The organism is Paraburkholderia sp. D15 (assembly GCF_029910215.1).
Lineage (GTDB): Bacteria > Pseudomonadota > Gammaproteobacteria > Burkholderiales > Burkholderiaceae > Paraburkholderia.
Genome location: NZ_CP110395.1, coordinates 4415935 through 4432680, shown reverse-complemented (window position 1 = coordinate 4432680; position 16746 = coordinate 4415935). Strand labels below are relative to the sequence as shown.

The 16746-nt window shown below is 62.8% G+C and carries 16 protein-coding genes; 10 read left to right on the top strand and 6 right to left on the bottom strand.

What is annotated here, in order from left to right; all coding sequences use genetic code 11:
* The first annotated feature begins 112 nt into the window (after positions 1–112).
* The 6 genes from LFL96_RS19410 (at position 113) to LFL96_RS19385 (ending at position 6504) form a co-directional block, all read left to right on the top strand.
* On the top strand, positions 113–1318 hold the full coding sequence (locus tag LFL96_RS19410) for a cation:proton antiporter (protein ID WP_280996840.1): 1206 nt from the start codon (positions 113–115) through the stop codon (positions 1316–1318).
* Positions 1319–1431: 113 nt separating this feature from the next.
* Positions 1432–2547: a YbdK family carboxylate-amine ligase gene (locus LFL96_RS19405; RefSeq protein WP_280996839.1), complete on the top strand. Its 1116-nt coding sequence runs from the start codon at positions 1432–1434 to the stop codon at positions 2545–2547.
* Between the two features lie 558 nt (positions 2548–3105).
* On the top strand, positions 3106–3744 hold the full coding sequence (locus LFL96_RS19400; protein ID WP_280996838.1) for a MarR family winged helix-turn-helix transcriptional regulator: 639 nt from the start codon (positions 3106–3108) through the stop codon (positions 3742–3744).
* 123 nt (positions 3745–3867) lie between these two features.
* Complete coding sequence (locus tag LFL96_RS19395) at positions 3868–4581, top strand: glutamine amidotransferase (RefSeq protein WP_280996837.1); 714 nt, start codon at positions 3868–3870, stop codon at positions 4579–4581.
* 75 nt (positions 4582–4656) lie between these two features.
* Entirely contained in the window at positions 4657–5769 is a 1113-nt protein-coding gene (locus tag LFL96_RS19390) for an NADH:flavin oxidoreductase/NADH oxidase (RefSeq protein ID WP_280996836.1), read from the top strand.
* A 219-nt stretch (positions 5770–5988) separates the two neighbouring features.
* On the top strand, positions 5989–6504 hold the full coding sequence (locus LFL96_RS19385) for an SET domain-containing protein-lysine N-methyltransferase (protein ID WP_280996835.1): 516 nt from the start codon (positions 5989–5991) through the stop codon (positions 6502–6504).
* A 72-nt stretch (positions 6505–6576) separates the two neighbouring features.
* On the opposite strand, the gene LFL96_RS19380 is transcribed toward LFL96_RS19385, so the two are convergent.
* On the bottom strand, positions 6577–8079 hold the full coding sequence (locus LFL96_RS19380; RefSeq protein WP_280996834.1) for a sensor histidine kinase: 1503 nt from the start codon (positions 8077–8079) through the stop codon (positions 6577–6579).
* Positions 8080–8213: 134 nt separating this feature from the next.
* Complete coding sequence (locus LFL96_RS19375) at positions 8214–8900, bottom strand: response regulator transcription factor (RefSeq protein ID WP_013590077.1); 687 nt, start codon at positions 8898–8900, stop codon at positions 8214–8216.
* A gap of 101 nt (positions 8901–9001) precedes the next feature.
* Between LFL96_RS19375 and LFL96_RS19370 the strand changes: the two genes are divergently transcribed.
* Positions 9002–9226 (top strand): DUF3717 domain-containing protein, encoded by a 225-nt coding sequence (locus LFL96_RS19370; protein WP_280996833.1) that lies wholly within the window; start codon positions 9002–9004, stop codon positions 9224–9226.
* Positions 9227–9330: 104 nt separating this feature from the next.
* Here LFL96_RS19370 and LFL96_RS19365 read toward each other — a convergent pair whose 3' ends face one another.
* Complete coding sequence (locus tag LFL96_RS19365; protein WP_280996832.1) at positions 9331–9621, bottom strand: 4a-hydroxytetrahydrobiopterin dehydratase; 291 nt, start codon at positions 9619–9621, stop codon at positions 9331–9333.
* Between the two features lie 104 nt (positions 9622–9725).
* Positions 9726–10616 (bottom strand): phenylalanine 4-monooxygenase, encoded by an 891-nt coding sequence (gene phhA / locus LFL96_RS19360; RefSeq protein ID WP_280996831.1) that lies wholly within the window; start codon positions 10614–10616, stop codon positions 9726–9728.
* Between the two features lie 149 nt (positions 10617–10765).
* Between phhA and LFL96_RS19355 the strand changes: the two genes are divergently transcribed.
* Positions 10766–11257 (top strand): Lrp/AsnC family transcriptional regulator, encoded by a 492-nt coding sequence (locus LFL96_RS19355; protein WP_028197602.1) that lies wholly within the window; start codon positions 10766–10768, stop codon positions 11255–11257.
* A gap of 66 nt (positions 11258–11323) precedes the next feature.
* Here the strand turns inward: LFL96_RS19355 and LFL96_RS19350 are convergent, their stop codons facing one another.
* Complete coding sequence (locus LFL96_RS19350; protein WP_280996830.1) at positions 11324–11860, bottom strand: class IV adenylate cyclase; 537 nt, start codon at positions 11858–11860, stop codon at positions 11324–11326.
* Positions 11861–12250: 390 nt separating this feature from the next.
* Positions 12251–13150, bottom strand: a complete 900-nt coding sequence (locus LFL96_RS19345) for a LysR family transcriptional regulator (protein ID WP_280996829.1) — start codon at positions 13148–13150, stop codon at positions 12251–12253.
* Positions 13151–13305: 155 nt separating this feature from the next.
* On the opposite strand from LFL96_RS19345, the gene LFL96_RS19340 reads away from it, so the two are divergent.
* Complete coding sequence (locus LFL96_RS19340; RefSeq protein WP_280996828.1) at positions 13306–14847, top strand: CoA-acylating methylmalonate-semialdehyde dehydrogenase; 1542 nt, start codon at positions 13306–13308, stop codon at positions 14845–14847.
* Between the two features lie 76 nt (positions 14848–14923).
* Entirely contained in the window at positions 14924–16651 is a 1728-nt protein-coding gene (locus tag LFL96_RS19335) for a GMC family oxidoreductase N-terminal domain-containing protein (RefSeq protein WP_280996827.1), read from the top strand.
* Positions 16652–16746: the final 95 nt, after the last annotated feature.

Genomic DNA, 16746 nt, shown 5'->3' with positions numbered 1-16746 from the left:
CGCGGGTCACGCGAAGCGATTGCGACAGTGAGCGCTTCATGCGCCCGCCCGCTTGCCGGCGTTTGCGCCGGTTCGTGTCGCCTGCCGTTGCTGCCAAGGAGAACCCATCACGATGAAGTCGGCGTTTTCATTTTTTCCAGCCTGGCCGCTCGCACCCGACGCCATTTTTTGGGCTGGTCTCGCTTTGCTTGCCGCCGGCCTATGCGGTGAGTTGTGCTATCGCGCGTGGCGTTTGCCACGCATTTCCGGCTATGCCGTCATCGGTCTGATCGCCGGCGCGGCCGGTTCGGGCGTGATCGACGCGGATTCCGCGAGCGCCGCGCGGCCGCTGCTCGATGTCGCGCTCGGTTTGCTGTTGTTCGAACTCGGCAGCCGGCTCGATTTGCGCTGGATTCGCCGCAATCCCTGGCTGATTCTGTCGAGCGTGGCGGAAGCCACGTTGACTTTCGCACTGGTGTTGCCGGTGCTGCTGTTTCTCAACGTCCCGTTGCTGGTCGCTACCGTGCTTGCCGCGATCGCCATGGCGACGTCGCCGGCCATGGTGATCCAGCTCAAGACGGAATTGCGCGCGGAAGGCCAGGTCACGCAACGTCTGCTGACCTTGACCGCGCTGAACAGCATGTACGCCGTGGTGATCGAAAAGCTCGTGTCGAGCTGGCTGCACCAGGAAGCGTATGGCAACGTTTTCGCGACCATTCTGCAACCGCTCTATCTGCTGGTCGGCTCGCTCGTGCTGGCCTATCTGCTGGCGCGGACCTGCACGTTTTTCTATCGACGCCTGAACATGCAGGACGAGCACTCCTTCGTCGCGCTGTTCGGCCTCGTGGTGCTGGCCATCGCGGTCGCGCATCTGTTCAAACTCTCGACGATCCTGGCGCTGCTCGCGGCCGGCATCATCGTGAAGAATCATGAAGCGCGTCCGCAGTTGTGGCCGGAGCATTTCGGCACGGCAGGCTGGCTGTTGACCGTGATTCTGTTCGTGCTGACGCTGACGTCGTTCGAATGGAAGGACATTGCGCTCGGCGGCGTCGCGGCGCTGGGCCTGATCGTTGCTCGTCTCGTTGCGAAACTCGTCGGTGTGATGGCATTCGCGAAACCGAGCGGTTTGAACTGGAAGCAGGGCATGGCGCTCGGGTTATCGCTGTCGCCCATGTCGGCGCTCGCTTATCTACTGGTCGACGACACCTACAACCTTTATCCGAATTTCGACCCGCAACTGCGCGCCATCGTGATGTGCTCGATTTTCGTGCTGCAGATTCTCGGGCCGTGGCTCGTGTATCGCAGCCTCGCGATGGTGGCCGAGCGGCGCGAGGAATAGGCGCGCGGCGCCGTCGGCGCACGCAGTGCTGGTTCGCAGTTTTCGATTGATTCGATTCAAAAAAACGGCCGCACGGATGACAACCGTGCGGCCGACCTGACTCAGGGGACGCTATGTCACTCGAACCCTTCATCGATTCGAAGCCGTTCACTTTCGGCGTCGAACTCGAGATGCAGATCGTCAATACGCACGACTATGATCTGACCAAAGCCGGTTCGGATCTGCTTCGCCTCATCAAGGACGAAACCATTCCCGGCAACATCACGCCGGAAATCACCGAAAGCATGATCGAGCTGTCGACCGGCATCTGCACGACGCACGAGCAGGCTGTCACCGATCTGCGCAAGATTCGCGACACGCTGGTCGGCGCGGCGGATCATCTGAACGTCGGTCTGTGCGGCGGCGGCACGCACGCGTTCCAGCAGTGGAGCGAGCGGCAGATCGTCGATACGCCGCGCTTTCAGTACCTTTCCGAGTTGTACGGTTATCTGGCGAAGCAGTTCACGGTGTTCGGCCAGCACGTGCACATCGGTTGCCCCGATCCGAACAGCGCGCTGTATCTGCTGCATTCCATGTCGCGCTTCATTCCGCACTTCATCGCGCTGTCCGCTTCGTCGCCGTTCGTGCAAGGCGTGGATACCGGATTTCATTCGGCACGCCTGAATTCCGTGTTCGCTTTTCCGCTGTCGGGCCGCGCGCCGTTCGTGCTGACCTGGGACAGCTTCGAGGAATATTTCTCGAAGATGGTCCACACCGGCGTGGTCAACAGCATGAAGGATTTCTACTGGGACATCCGCCCGAAGCCGGGTTTCGGCACGATCGAAGTGCGCGTGATGGACACGCCGCTGTCGGTGGATCGCGCCGCGGCGATCGCCTGCTACATCCAGACGCTGGCGCGCCATCTGCTGCTCGACAAGCCGATCACGCCGCAGGAAGACGACTATCTCGTCTACACCTTCAACCGTTTCGAGGCGTGCCGCTTCGGTCTGGCCGGCACGTGCATCAATCCGCAGACGGGCGAACGCAAGACGATTTCCGAAGATATTCTCGAGACGCTCGATCTGATCGAGCCGCATGCCGAGGCGCTGGGCTCGGGCAATGCGCTGGCGGAAATCGGCGCGATCGCGCGCGGGCAGGTGAACGACGCGACCTGGTTGCGTGGCGTGTTCGAGAAGGAAAAATCCTTGCACGAAGCCGTGCGGCAGCAAACTTTGCAATGGCGCGCTTAAGCCGTTCCGCGAGCGCTTACGCCAAACCGTAAGAAAAACCGCTTCAACCCGTCTGAACCCGCCTCGCGCGGGTTTTTTCATAATTTATTTTTTCCAGCTCGAAGCGCTTCAAGTTTTTATAACGTTAACGTATACAAACGTAGTAATAGTTAACAAGCCTTGGCGAGGCCTGTGGACAACTGAATAATTCCCTTCAAAGTCAACGCGCTGCGTAAACGATAAGTGGGCAGAACGAAGGCGCGTCGACGGCGGTAAACGGGGATAACCCGGCGAGCGAATCAGGCCGCGCAGTCGTTTATCAAGAATCGATGCACACGCGTTCCGCTAGTTTTCCCGTTGTTATCCACAGCTTGCGTTGGATAAGTTAGCTGTACGATTCGCCGCTCTCGCATAGAATGTCGTTTTCGCTGCCTTGGCTCGCAAGGCGGCAAGTTTTTGAGATAGTAGAAACCGTCTTGTCCGCAACCGGGCGAGGCTACCCCATACAGGCTTTGGGTGCGGGTCGGCGAACAGGTCGCCGGAACTGAACCCGGGCTGTCAATACACGAATCGAAGATTATGAGCGAAGGCGTATACGGAGAACAGGCAACCGGGCGAGTGACCCACAGCCTCTTGCGATTGAGCACGGCGATGCGAAGCCAGGCTTGGGAATGGGCGGAAGGCGCTGGCCTCACGCCGACGCAGGGTGAAATCCTCGTCCTGCTGATGCAGCGCAAGGGCCCGATGCGCCTCGGCGAGATCGCACGTGAAACGGCGCTGACCGCCGCGACCACGAGCGATGCCGTCAGCACGCTCGAAACCAAGGGTCTGGTCGAAAAGCGCCGCGCCCTCGACGACGGTCGTGCGCTCGCGGTTCGCCTGACCGCACGCGGCCGTACCGCCGCGAAGCGCGCCGCGCAATGGCCGGACTTCCTGGCCAAGGCCGTCGGCACGTTGAAGGACGACGAGCAATCGGTGTTCTATCGCACGTTGCTGAAGACCGTCCACCAACTCGAAGCGCAGGGCACGATTCCGGCGCATCGCATGTGCCTGACCTGCTCGCATTTCGAGCCGAGCAAGAATCCGAAGAAGACGCCACATCACTGCTCGCTGCTCGACATGAACATGTCGGACACGGACGTGCGGCTGGATTGCTCGGTGTACGAAGTCGCCGACGTCGCCACCCAGAAGAAGACCTGGAAGATCTTCGCCCAATAACGCGGCTTCTTCCGGGACAATCCGCTACACTGCCAAGCCGGCTCCGGCGGCCTACGCCGTCCGTCAGCCGACTGGCGCCGCGTCGCGGCAAGTCTTTAGTCAACCTGAAGGTGGGTCAGGCCGATGAATCGCGAAGTTCTGGCCATTCGCCATGTGCACTTCGAGGATCTGGGTAGTCTTGAGCTGGTGCTCGGCGAGCGCGGCCGTCCGGTACGTTATCTCGACGTCGGGCTAGGCCGTATCGAGGCGCCGAACCCCGTTTCCGCGTCGGTGATGGTGGTGCTCGGCGGTCCGATCAGCGCCACCGACGACGCGCGTTATCCAACGCTCGTGCCGCTGCTCTCGCTGATCGAAAAACGCATCGCGGCTGGCTTGCCGACGCTCGGCATCTGTCTCGGCGCGCAACTGATCGCTCGCGCGCTGGGTGCGCGGGTCTATCCCGCGGGGCAGGCCGAACTCGGCTGGACGCCGCTGACCTTGACCGATGCCGGCCGCGCGTCGCCGTTGCGTCATCTCGACGGTGCGCAAACCTCCATGCTGCATTGGCATGGCGATACCTTCGATCTTCCCGCCAACGCCACGCGTCTCGCGTCCACGCCCGCTTGCGAAAACCAGGCGTTCAGCTGGGGCGATCACGTGCTGGGTTTGCAATGCCATCCCGAGATTCGCGCGGACCGCTTCGAACCCTGGCTGATCGGCAACGCCGGCGAACTGATCGCTCACGGCATCGACGCACGCACCCTGCGCGCCGAGACCGCGCAATTCGGCCCGACGCTCGAAGCGGCCGCGTGCCGGATGTTCGGCGAATGGCTCGATCAGGTGGAGCCGAAGCCCTGAGCGGCTGCTGTCATCAGCAGTAAATTCCTCGCGGTGCTATGCTCGATCGCTCTCGGTTACTACTGGGCGTAATCCATGAGCGCGCTTTTCTCTCCGCTCACGCTGCGTAGCGTGACGCTTCCCAACCGCATCGTCGTGTCACCCATGTGTCAGTACTCCGCCGATCGCGGCGAAGCCACGGCGTGGCACATGATCCATCTCGGCAGTCTTGCGTTGTCGGGCGCGGGGATGCTCTGTATCGAAGCGACCGCCGTCGAACCCGACGGACGTATCACGCCCGGCGATCTCGGCTTGTGGGACGACGTGACCGAGGCCGCGCTCGTGCCGGTGCTGGCCGCGATTCGCAAGCATTCGTCGATCAAGGTGACGATGCAGCTCGCGCACGCGGGCCGGAAGGCATCGAGCCACGCGCCATGGGATGGTGGACAGCTGATTCCGGTATCGCAAGGCGGCTGGTTGCCGCACGCGCCGTCGGCGCTGCCGCACAAGGCGGGCGAGGAGCCACCGCTGGCGCTCGATATCCCCGCGCTGAACCGGATCCGCGAAGCGTTCGCGGCCTCCGCGCGGCGGGCCGCGCGCCTGGGCATCGACGCGCTGGAAGTGCACGCCGCACACGGCTATCTGCTGCATCAATTTCTGTCGCCGATCGCCAACCAGCGCAGCGACGACTACGGCGGTTCGCTCGAAAACCGCATGCGCTTTCCACTCGAAATTTTCGACATCGTGCGCGCCGCGTTTCCGGCCGACAAACCGGTCGGCGTGCGCGTCTCGGCCACCGACTGGGTGGACGGCGGCTGGAGCGTCGAAGACACGATCGCGTTCGCCCAGGAGTTGAAGAAACGCGGCTGCGACTGGATCGACGTGTCGTCAGGCGGCGTATCGCCGTTGCAGAAAATTCCGCTTGAACCCGGCTATCAGATTCCGTTCGCGAAGGCGGTCAAGGAAGCGACGGGGTTGGTCACCATCGGCGTCGGTTTGATCACCGATCCGCTGCACGCCGAGCAACTGATCGAAGCGGGCGACGCCGATCTGATCGCGCTGGCCCGCGCGTTGCTCTACAACCCGCGTTGGCCGTGGCACGCCGCGGCCCAGCTTGGCGCCACTGTCGAAGCGCCGCCGCAATACTGGCGTTCGCAGCCGCGCGAGCAGAAAGCGCTGTTCGGCGACATATCGTTCGGACAACGTTGAAGCGTGTCGCGCGCGTGATGGGATGGCGTCTTTTTGACGGTTGAAGGAAGCCATCTACAGCGTGTACGATGCCGGATGTGGCGTAGATGCGCCACACGTCGACGCGGCGCTCGCAAGGCGCCGCGTTTGCTATTAGCGTCGCGGAAAAAGCGGCGTCGAACGCGGGCACGTTCGGCGGCTGCAGGACCTCATCCCCCGTTATTCACAAGGATTCATTCAATGAGTTCACGCAGGATCGCCGTGCGCCGTTCGGGTGTGCACGGCAAAGGCGTGTTTGCCACCGAACCGATCAAGGCAGGCGAGCGGCTGATCGAATACAAGGGCGAGCGGATTTCCTGGAAAGAAGCGCTGCGCCGGCATCCGCACAATCCGGCTGAACCGAATCACACGTTCTATTTCGCGCTCGACAACGGCAAGGTGATCGACGGCAAGGTCGACGGCAACAGCGCGCGCTGGATCAACCACTCGTGCGCGCCGAACTGCGAGGCGGAGGAAATCGACGGTCACGTGTACGTGCACGCGTTGCGCGATATCGATGAAGGCGAGGAAGTGTTTTACGACTACGGCCTCGTGATCGATGCACGTCAGACCAAGAAGCTGAAGAAGGAATACGAATGCCGTTGCGGCGCGCGCAAGTGCCGCGGCACGATGCTGGCGCCGCCGGAGAAAGAGAAGGGCGAGGGCAAGTCCGCGAAGAAGGCGAAGACGTCGGTCAAGAAGGCGAAGAAGAAATGAAACACGGGCTGCCGCGAACGCATTCCCTCGGATGGTTCGCGGCAGCCCGTGCCTGAGTGACGCAGCAGACTGTCAGATATCGATCGGCGCCGAGTGCGCCGATTTTTTTTCGACGCGCCGTTCTTCGTTCGCCGGCGCGCTCTGCATGCCGACCGGCACGAGCGGGATGCGAACGATGAAACGGGCGCCGCCTTCGGGCGCGTCCTCGTAATGCACGCTGCCGTGATGCAGCACCATGATGTCGTGCACGATCGCGAGACCGAGGCCGGCGCCGCTGTCCACACCCGCTTCGGTTTGACCGTCGCCGCGGAAGAAGCGCTTGAACAGATCCGCTTGCTGCGTGAGCGGCACGCCCGGCCCGTTATCCTCGACGATGATCTCCGCCATGCGCAATTCATCGATGACCGTCTGCGACACCGTCACCGTAATGCGACCGCCGTCGAAGCGCGAGGGCGGCACGTACTTCAGCGCGTTATCGAGCAGATTGGCGATCACTTCATGCAACAGCACCGGATTGCCGCGCGCGATCAGCGGCTGTGCGTTGGCCGGATCGTCGAGACGCTGGAAACCAAGGTCGACCTGGAAGGTGAGCGCACGCGGCACCCATTCGGCGCCGGTATCGAATGCGAGCGCGGCCATGTCGACATTGACGAAGCGGGCGGCCTGTTCACCCGGCTCCGCACGGGCGAGCGACAACAGTTGATTCGACAGCCGCACCGCGCGGTCGGCCGCGGCACGCAGTTCGCGCACGGCCGTGAGGGTCTGCTGCGGGTCGCGCGCGACAGCGGCCTGTTCGGCGTGCAGCTTGACCGCGGTGAGCGGCGTGCGCAACTGATGCGCGGCATCGGCGATGAATTTGCGTTGCCCATCGAGGGCGGTTTTCAGCCGGTCGAGCAGTGCGTTCAATGCACCGGTGAGCGGCCGGATTTCGACCGGCACATACGTTTCGTCGACCGGTTCGAGCGACGTGTGCGTCTGCCGGTTCAACGAGTCGGCGAGATCGGTCAGCGGATTGAGCTGCTGATTCACGACGCGCCACACGATCACCCAACCGGCAAGCAGCAGTAACAACAGCGGCATCATGATCGCGACCAGAAACTCGGCGGCAATCCGGAAGCGATGATGCACAGGCTGACCGACTTCGACGACGATCGGATTGCCGCTCGGCTGATCGACTCGCACCTGAGCGACCCGTACCGTCACGCCTTCATGCTGCGTCTCGAACACGTACGCGTAGTGCATGCGCCGTACGCTCGTGCCTTGCAGCGGCAGATTGTGATCGCCGGCAATTTCCGTATCGCCGTTGCTGATCCGGTAGACGAGATGTTCGACCGGGTCCGAGAACATTGCCTGCGCGAGTGGCGGCACGGCAATGCGCGCATTCGGGCCGGCAATCTGGATCTGTTTGGAAATCGCGGTGGCGAGGTCGGCGAGCGATCGGTCGACCACATGCTGCGTGTATTGCCACGCCAGCCAGTAAGCGATCAGGCCGCTCATCAGCGCGAGCAGCGAAAGGGGAGCAGCGAGGCGCCGCAGCAGCGTGCGGCGCAGACTATTAGCGGCCGGCTGGGGCATGATCGAACGCGCGGGAAAGTAACTGCGGCGAATGCGCCGCGATATTTCGCCGGATGCCGGCGCGGTGCGCACCAGGTGCGCGGCGCCGGCCCGGCGCCGTCAGGCCGCCATGAAGATGACGGCCCTCGTGACGATTATGCGGCCTGGCGGATTTCCTGCAACAGGTAACCGAAGCCGCGCACCGTGACGATTTCGACACGGCAGTTTTCGAGCTTTTTGCGCACGCGATGCACGTAGACTTCGATCGCGGTGTCGCCGAGATCGCCGCCGAAGTGCGTGAGGTGATCCTGCAGTTGCGCCTTGCTGACCACACGGCCATGGCGCAGCAGCAGCATTTCGAGCACCGCGAATTCACGCGGCGACAATTCGAGCGGCTTGTCGTCGTTGAAAATACGACGGTCGACGCCCGACAGACGCACGCCACCCAGCGACACTTCCGGACGCGGCATGTCGCCGTGCGGACCGCTGCGGCGCATGACCGCGCGAATGCGCGCTTCGAGTTCGGTGGGTTCGAACGGCTTCAGCATGTAGTCGTCGGCACCGGAATTCAGGCCTTGCACGCGGTCGTTCAACTCGTCGCGCGCGGTGAGGATGATCACCGGCGTGTGGCGGTTGCTCTGGCGGAAGCGCGAAAGCAGCGTCATGCCGTCGATGCCGGGCAGACCCAGATCGAGGATCACCAGCTCGTGGCGGTTTTGGGTCAGGGCCTGTTCGGCGAAGATGCCGTCATGGACCATGTCGACGGTGAAGCCGGCTTGTTCGAGACTACTTTGGATGCCGCGTGCGATGGGACGGTCATCTTCGATCAGAAGGAGTCGCATGGATTTCGCTCAAGTACAATGGGTTTAGGCGTTTGGGCAAGCGGTTCGCCGGGGCGCCTGCTGCACAGGTAGCTTGTTTCTCCAGAAGCGATCACGACGTCATGTCCGAAATAAGCATTCACGAACTGGAAGCCGCAATCAATTTCTGGCGTGCCCGCTCACCTTCGAGCGGCGATGAACTCGTTCTGTGCAAGGAGGCAAGCGCGCTCTCCAAGCCGTATGCGCTGATGATTGTACAGCGTCAGCACACGCTATCACCCGAACGTTTAGACGGGATTGCCAGGCAAGCGTGGGAAACTTACGCGCGCCTTAATAATAGCCTGTAGAACTGAAGGTTTCGATCAGGGATTGCCTGCAATGCCCTTTCAGTGCGGCCCATTGTTCGATGCTTCGGGCATAAACGTCACGCCATGGCCATGTAACGCGTGTATTACCCGGTAATCGTATCAATGAAGGTGGCCAGTTCGAGGTCGCGTTCGGTGAGTCCATTCGCCTCGTGGGTGGACAGCGTGATCTCCACCTTGTTGTAGACGTTGAACCATTCCGGGTGATGGTCCATCTCCTGCGCCTTGATCGCGACGCGCGTCATGAAGCCGAATGCTTCGTTGAAGTCGGCGAACTTGAACTGACGCTGGATGGCGTCGCGGCCGGCCACCGCTTGCCAGCCGTGCAGTTGGGTGAGCCTGGTCGCGCGCTCTTCGGAAGTGAGTTTGTTGATCATGATGTTTACCCCTCAGGTCTGAACGGACCCGCCGGCAGGCAGGCCCATCCGTTATTTTTTCACGGATGCGGATTGCGCGTCGTGAGTCCGGTCAGCGCATGCGTTCAGACGTCGCCGTCGGTTTGCCAGCCTTCCCGCGAACCGCGCGTGATCACGCGATCCTCGTCCAGCACGGTGCCGGCGGCGAATGCCGGGGCGTCGGCGAGTTTGGCCAGAAGCGGCGCGAAATTGGCTTGTGCCACGTCGAATAGCTGCGCGAAGTCATCGATCACGAAGTAGGTTTTCTGGAACGTGTCGATGCGATAGCGGGTGCGCATCACGCGTTCGAGATCGAAGCCGAGCCGGTTCGGCGACGCGCTGCGCTGGCTGTAGACGGTCTCGCCCTTGCTCGATACGATGCCCGCGCCATAGATCTTCACACCGTTCGGACTACCGGCGTCGCGAATCAATCCAAACTCCACTGTGTACCAATAGAGACGCGCGAGCAGCGGCAGTGCGCCGGCGTCGTCGGCGGCCAATGCGGCGCGGCCATACGCGTGCATGTAGTCGGCGAACACCGGGTTGATCAGCAGCGGCACGTGGCCGAACAGATCGTGGAAACAGTCGGGTTCCTGCAGATAGTCGAGCTGGTCGGGGCGACGCATCCACCAGGTCACGGGAAAGCGCCGGTTCGCCAGATGGTCGAAGAACACCTGGTCGGGCACGAGACCCGGCACCGCGACGATCTGCCAACCGGTGGCGGGGGTGAGCTTCGCGTTGATTTCGTCGAACGACGGCACGCGGTCCGCCGGCATGCCGATGCGTTCGACGCCCGCCAGAAACTCGTCGCAGACCCGGCCTTCGAGCAGCGCCGTCTGGCGCGCATACAGTTGCCGCCAGACGGCGTGGTCGACGGCGCTGTAGCGCTCGACGGGCTGGTCGATCGTGAAGTCGGCGCGGGTTTCGAGACCGGCGTCGAATTGCTCTTTCAGTTTGGCGGTGTTGGCGGAGGACATGATGCGATGCGCTTCGGCGGTGCGCCGATCAGATTTCGATGATGCGAGTGTAGAGCGGCATGCATGCGGATTGGGCGCAATGACGGCTTATTCGGCATTGAATATGCAATAATCGCGCATCAAATGCTTATTTAATGCGGACTATCGACATGCTTGAACTGGATCACTTCGATCTCGCGCTCCTCGACGTGCTGCAGCGCTTCGGGCGCGCCACGCATCAACAGCTTGCGGAGCAGGTGCCGCTGTCGCCGTCGCAGATCGGCAGGCGCCTGCAGCGGCTTGAACAGGTGGGGGTGGTGGACGGCTATCGGGTGGTGCTGCGGCCGGAAAAACTCGGGCTCGGCGTGACCGCGTTCACCAGCCTGAAGTTGAAACACCACGGCGACTCGATCATCGAGCAATTCCAGCAGCAGATCGATGTGCTGCCCGAAGTGCTGGAGTGCCACGCGGTGGTGGGCGACGCCGATTACCTGCTGCGTATCGTCGCGCCGGACCTGAACTATCTGTCGACGTTCGTGATGAAGAAGCTGATGCGCGTGCCGGGTGTGGACAGCGTGCGCTCGAACATCGTGTTGACGACGTTCAAGCGCAATGGACCGTTGCCGCTAGGTCATCTGTCGCCGGGGGCGGCGGCGGTTTGAGGGTTTGATTCCTGAGGCTTCAAATGACTTCAAACGGCTTCAAATGGCCTCATAACCGCGTGAATCTCAAGCAGCCTGCTTGGGCTCCACTTCTGGATTCAGCAGATCGACGTAAGCCACCGCCACCAGATCCGTCTCCGGCACACCGAGCGTCTTGAACATCTCGCGCGCTTCGGCGTGGCCGCCTTCTTCGTCGTCATCCTGGGCAAGCAGTACTTCGAGTTCGACGAAATCGCCGAGGCCGTCCACGCGATCCAGATGAATGCGCGTGCGGCCGGTCAGATACACGTGACGTTCCTTGGTGACGATGCCGCGCGTGGTCAATGCGGTGGCCAGCAACGAATGCATCGCTTCGGCATTGGTCACGGGGCTGCGCGTGTAATACGACGCCGTGGGCCCGTCGCGGTCGTCGCGTTGATAGAAGATCAGTTCGGCCGGCGTGCCGTCGTCGAATTGACGCAGCTTCAGGCGGCCGCGCGGCACGTCGTAGAAAAAGTCCTGCTGGCGGAAGATCAGCGGCGCGTCCGGCGCGAGCTTCGCCGCGCGTTCGCGCAAGTCGTCGAAATGCCGGGCGCGAGCTTTGATTTCAATGTTGCGTGCCATGTCAGGTTCCTGTCGAGAGGATGGAGTGGTCGGCCGCTTCCGGCAAAGCGAGGCGAAGCAGCCGGGAAGGACAAGTCAGGCGAAACAGACAACGATGCGGAATGGGCAATCTGGAACCGGGCGCGTCGGCGCGAACCCTCAATCTAACAAAAACTGCGTGACGGTGTGGTTTCAGATGGAAGCGCGGGAAAGGGGATTAGCGTGGGCACGCCGTGGGAAAAGGCGCCGCGCTTGAGCGAGCGTCGTTGCAGGTGGCGAAAGGCCGCACGATGGCGTGGTTGGTCCCGCTGTCATGAGAGCAACTCATATCGCGGGCAGTGTCAATTCGGCGGAATACGCTGAAGCGTCGAACGCAAAGCGAGCGCTAATGCGTCGCGCAGTCGCTTCCCATCACGTCGCCCATTGCTGCTCGATCAACTTCAATGCAGCGGCGATCGCCGGTTCATCCCGGCGCGCGTCGAGCGTGATGAAGCTGAGCTGGGTCGGCACCGTCACCCCTTCGACGATGGTCAGCGCATGCGCGTGCGCCTCGGCGATCGCGGTGGCATCGCGGGCCAGCGTCAGGCCGACGCCGGATTTGACGAGATCGAGCATCGACGGCTCCTGATCCACTTCCGCGACCTTGACCGGCTTCACGCCGGCGTCATCGAAACAGCGCGTCAACAGACGGTTATGCGCGGATGCGGGCGGCGTCCAGATCCACGGCAACGCGGCGAGCGCGCGCCAGTCGCGTGCGCCTTTCACCCGATCCTTCCAGCCGGCCGGCGCCAGCACACGGTACTGGAAGCGGGTAAGCGTGACGGCGTGAAACGCCGCGCCATCGCGCGGTTCGTCCTCCGACGGCAGACCGATGTAATACCCCACGTCGAGTTCGCCCGCCCGCACCTGATCCAGCACCCAGCCCGACATGCCATGCCGCAACGCGGTTTCGATATGCGGCCACGTCTCCACCAGTTGCCGGAGAAAACCACCAAGACGCAGGAACGCCGGGTCCAGGATCGTGCCGATCCGCAAGCGTCCGCGCACCTCCTGCCGCAACGACTGCGCCGCGCGCTGCACGTCGCTGGCCGCCCCAAGCGCGCGCTCGGCATGCGGCAGCAGCGCCTGACCGTCGCGCGTCAGCGAAAGTCCGTGCGATGTGCGCGAGAACAGCGTCACGCCAAGCGTCTCCTGCAGATGCTTGATTTGCAGGCTGACGGCGGGTTGGGTCAGGTGGAGCTGCACGGCAGCGCGCGTGAGATTGCCCTCGCGCGCCACGGTGACGAAAGCCCGGAGCAGAGTCAGATCCATATCTTGATATTAGCGCGACTTATATCGCAATTGAGCATTACTCATTGGATTTGTTGCCCCGAAGCGCCGTACGCTTGCCTTTCGATACACCGTCGCGACGTTTTTTAGAAGAATTTGCGCGCCGGACCCAGGACTCCACAGGAAGAGGACACACCATGAGCGAGACAGATCAGGACGCAGGCGTTCGCAGCGGCGAAACTCAGGCGCGCGCGTTGGCGCATTTCATCGGCGGCAAGGCTTTCGACGGGACGAGCGGCCGTTTCGGCGACGTCTTCAACCCCGCGCTCGGCAGCGTCAGCGCGCGCGTGCCGCTGGCGAGCGTCGCCGAGGTGGACGCCGCGGTGGCCGCCGCCAAAGCCGCGTTTCCCGCATGGAGCGAAACCGCGCCGATCAAGCGGGCGCGCGTGCTGTTCAAGTTCAAGGAATTGCTCGACCGCCACCACGACGAACTCGCGGAACTGATCACCCGCGAACACGGCAAGGTGTTCTCGGACGCGAAGGGCGAGGTGATGCGCGGCATCGAGATCGTCGAATTCGCGTGCGGCATTCCGAACCTGTTGAAGACCGATTTCACCGATCAGATCGGCGGCGGCATCGACAACTGGAATCTGCGGCAACCGTTGGGCGTGGTGGCCGGCATCACGCCGTTCAATTTCCCGATGATGGTGCCGTGCTGGATGTTCCCCGTCGCGATCGCGTGCGGCAACACCTTCGTGTTGAAGCCGTCGGAACGCGATCCTTCGTGTGCGAACCGGCTTGCCGAATTGCTGAAGGAAGCGGGTCTGCCCGACGGCGTGTTCAATGTCGTGCACGGCGACAAGACGGCCGTGGACGCGCTGCTCGTGCATCCGGACGTCAGCGCGTTGTCGTTCGTCGGCTCGACGCCGATCGCCGAATACATCTATACGGAAGGCACGAAGCACGGCAAGCGCGTGCAGGCCTTGGGCGGTGCGAAGAATCACCTGGTGGTGATGCCGGACGCCGATCTCGATCAAGCTGTCGATGCCTTGATCGGCGCCGCGTACGGCTCGGCCGGCGAGCGCTGCATGGCGATTTCGGTGGCGGTCGCGGTGGGTCATATCGCCGATGAGCTGATCGAACGCCTGACGCCGCGCGTGAAGAGCCTGAAGATTCTCAACGGCATGGAGTCGGCGGCGGAGATGGGGCCGCTGGTGACGGGCGTGCATCGCGACAAGGTGGTCGGCTATATCGAAGCGGGCGTCGCTGCCGGCGCGAAACTGGTGGTCGACGGGCGCGGGCATCGGGTGGAAGGACACGAGCAGGGCTTTTTCCTGGGTGGCACCTTGTTCGACGATGTATCGACCGATATGAAAATCTATCGCGAAGAAATCTTCGGGCCCGTGTTGTGCGTGGTGCGCGTACCGGATTTCGCGTCGGCGGTGGAATTGATCAACGCGAACGAGTTTGCCAACGGTGTGTCGCTGTTCACGTCGGACGGTGGCGTCGCGCGGGCGTTCTCGCGGCAGATTCAGATCGGCATGGTGGGCATCAACGTGCCGATTCCGGTGCCGATGGCGTGGCATTCGTTCGGCGGCTGGAAGAAGTCGCTGTTCGGCGATCATCATGCGTACGGCGAGGAAGGCGTGCGCTTCTACACGCGCTACAAGAGCATCATGCAGCGCTGGCCCGACAGCATTGCGAAGGGCGCCGAGTTCACGATGCCGGTGGCGAAATAAGCGCGGGCATGGCGTGACGACGCGGGTGCGATCAGGCAAGACCACCCGCGTATAAAAAAGCTTAGGAGACTGAATCATGAAATCAGCCGGCACGCAGACAGACTCGCAGCGCGCATCGCCCCGACGTCTGGAAGGCGAGTTCGATTACATCATCGTGGGCGCGGGCACGGCGGGCTGCGTGCTGGCGAATCGCCTGACCGAAGATCCCGACGTGCAGGTCCTGCTGCTGGAAGCCGGCGGCAAGGACGATTATCACTGGATTCACGTGCCGGTCGGCTACCTCTACTGCATCGGCAATCCGCGCACGGACTGGCTTTATAAAACGCAGCCCGAAGCGGGGTTGAATGGGCGCGCGCTGTCGTATCCTCGCGGACGCGTATTAGGCGGCAGCTCGTCGATCAACGGCATGATCTACATGCGTGGTCAGCGTGAAGACTACGACGAGTGGGCGCGCGTGACGAACGACGCGTCGTGGTCGTGGAATGCGGTGCTGCCGGTCTTCAAACGCAGCGAGGATCACCATGCCGGCGCGAGCGAATCGCATGGCGCGGGCGGTCCGTGGCGCGTCGAAAAGCAGCGCCTGAAGTGGAAGATTCTCGAAGAGTTTTCACAGGCCGCGCAGCAGACCGGCATTCCCGCCACCGACGATTTCAATCGCGGCGACAACAGCGGCGTCGGTTATTTCGACGTCAATCAAAAACGCGGCATTCGCTGGAACGCGTCGAAAGCGTTCTTGCGTCCCGCGCTCAAGCGTCCGAATCTCACCGTCATCACCGGGGCGCACACGCAGCGCCTGGTGTTCGACGGGCGCCGTTGCAGCGGCGTCGAATATCGCGGGGCAGACGTCGACTATCTGGCCAGGGCGCGCTGCGAAGTGATCCTGAGCGCGGGTGCGGTGAACTCGCCGCAATTGCTCGAACTGTCCGGCATCGGCAATGGCGCGCGCCTGCAGCAACTCGGCATCGACGTGGTCAACGATCTGCGCGGTGTCGGCGAAAACCTGCAGGACCATCTGCAGTTGCGCATGGCCTATCAGGTCGACGGCGTGCGCACGCTGAACACGGCCTCCGCGCATTGGTGGGGCAAGCTGATGATCGGCATGCAGTACGCGCTCTTTCAAAGCGGCCCGATGTCGATGTCGCCGTCGCAACTCGGCGCGTTCGCGAAGTCCGATCCGGCGGATCGCTCGCTCACGCGTCCGGATCTCGAGTATCACGTGCAGCCTTTGTCGCTCGACCGGTTCGGCGAGCCGCTGCATCGCTTCAATGCGTTCACGGCGTCGGTGTGCCATTTGCGGCCGACCTCGCGCGGTAGCATCCACATCGAATCGCGCGACAGTTCCGCTGCGCCGCTGATCGCGCCTAACTACCTCTCCACCGATTACGACCGTCACGTTGCCGCGAACGCGTTGCGTCTCACGCGCAGGATTGCGGCCGCGCCCGCGCTCGCACGGTATCAGCCTCGGGAGATTTTGCCGGGCATTCAGTACCAGACCGAAGACGAGCTGCAGCAGGCGGCCGGCGCGGTCGGCACGACGATCTTTCATCCGGTCGGCACCTGTCGCATGGGCACGACCGACGATCCTGCGGCGGTCGTCGATACCCGCCTGCGGGTGATCGGCGTCGAAGGATTACGCGTGGTCGATGCCTCGGTCATGCCGACCATCACCTCGGGCAACACCAATTCGCCGACGCTGATGATCGCGGAGCGTGCGAGCGACATGATCCGCGAAGACCGTCGCGCTCGTGTTGCCGGGAACGCGGTGACTCAGCGCGCGGCGAGTCCTTCGATGTCCGCCGTGTGACAACGCGACAAGCGACGCCAGCCAGCGACGCCAGCCAGCGGCACGCCGTTTGCGCAGGCGGCCCACTGCCGTCCCCCGGGCCGTCAGCAGGCCGC

What these genes read in the sequence shown, in the direction of transcription:
- LFL96_RS19345 (WP_280996829.1), bottom strand. Translation starts at nt 13,150, where the DNA reads ATGGATCTGACTCTGCTCCGGGCTTTCGTCACCGTGGCGCGCGAGGGC.
- LFL96_RS19335 (WP_280996827.1), top strand. Translation starts at nt 14,924, where the DNA reads ATGAAATCAGCCGGCACGCAGACAGACTCGCAGCGCGCATCGCCCCGA.
- LFL96_RS19355 (WP_028197602.1), top strand. Translation starts at nt 10,766, where the DNA reads ATGCTTGAACTGGATCACTTCGATCTCGCGCTCCTCGACGTGCTGCAG.
- LFL96_RS19370 (WP_280996833.1), top strand. Translation starts at nt 9,002, where the DNA reads ATGTCCGAAATAAGCATTCACGAACTGGAAGCCGCAATCAATTTCTGG.
- LFL96_RS19365 (WP_280996832.1), bottom strand. Translation starts at nt 9,621, where the DNA reads ATGATCAACAAACTCACTTCCGAAGAGCGCGCGACCAGGCTCACCCAA.
- phhA (WP_280996831.1), bottom strand. Translation starts at nt 10,616, where the DNA reads ATGTCCTCCGCCAACACCGCCAAACTGAAAGAGCAATTCGACGCCGGT.
- LFL96_RS19340 (WP_280996828.1), top strand. Translation starts at nt 13,306, where the DNA reads ATGAGCGAGACAGATCAGGACGCAGGCGTTCGCAGCGGCGAAACTCAG.
- LFL96_RS19385 (WP_280996835.1), top strand. Translation starts at nt 5,989, where the DNA reads ATGAGTTCACGCAGGATCGCCGTGCGCCGTTCGGGTGTGCACGGCAAA.
- LFL96_RS19405 (WP_280996839.1), top strand. Translation starts at nt 1,432, where the DNA reads ATGTCACTCGAACCCTTCATCGATTCGAAGCCGTTCACTTTCGGCGTC.
- LFL96_RS19375 (WP_013590077.1), bottom strand. Translation starts at nt 8,900, where the DNA reads ATGCGACTCCTTCTGATCGAAGATGACCGTCCCATCGCACGCGGCATC.
- LFL96_RS19395 (WP_280996837.1), top strand. Translation starts at nt 3,868, where the DNA reads ATGAATCGCGAAGTTCTGGCCATTCGCCATGTGCACTTCGAGGATCTG.
- LFL96_RS19350 (WP_280996830.1), bottom strand. Translation starts at nt 11,860, where the DNA reads ATGGCACGCAACATTGAAATCAAAGCTCGCGCCCGGCATTTCGACGAC.
- LFL96_RS19380 (WP_280996834.1), bottom strand. Translation starts at nt 8,079, where the DNA reads ATGCCCCAGCCGGCCGCTAATAGTCTGCGCCGCACGCTGCTGCGGCGC.
- LFL96_RS19400 (WP_280996838.1), top strand. Translation starts at nt 3,106, where the DNA reads ATGAGCGAAGGCGTATACGGAGAACAGGCAACCGGGCGAGTGACCCAC.
- LFL96_RS19410 (WP_280996840.1), top strand. Translation starts at nt 113, where the DNA reads ATGAAGTCGGCGTTTTCATTTTTTCCAGCCTGGCCGCTCGCACCCGAC.
- LFL96_RS19390 (WP_280996836.1), top strand. Translation starts at nt 4,657, where the DNA reads ATGAGCGCGCTTTTCTCTCCGCTCACGCTGCGTAGCGTGACGCTTCCC.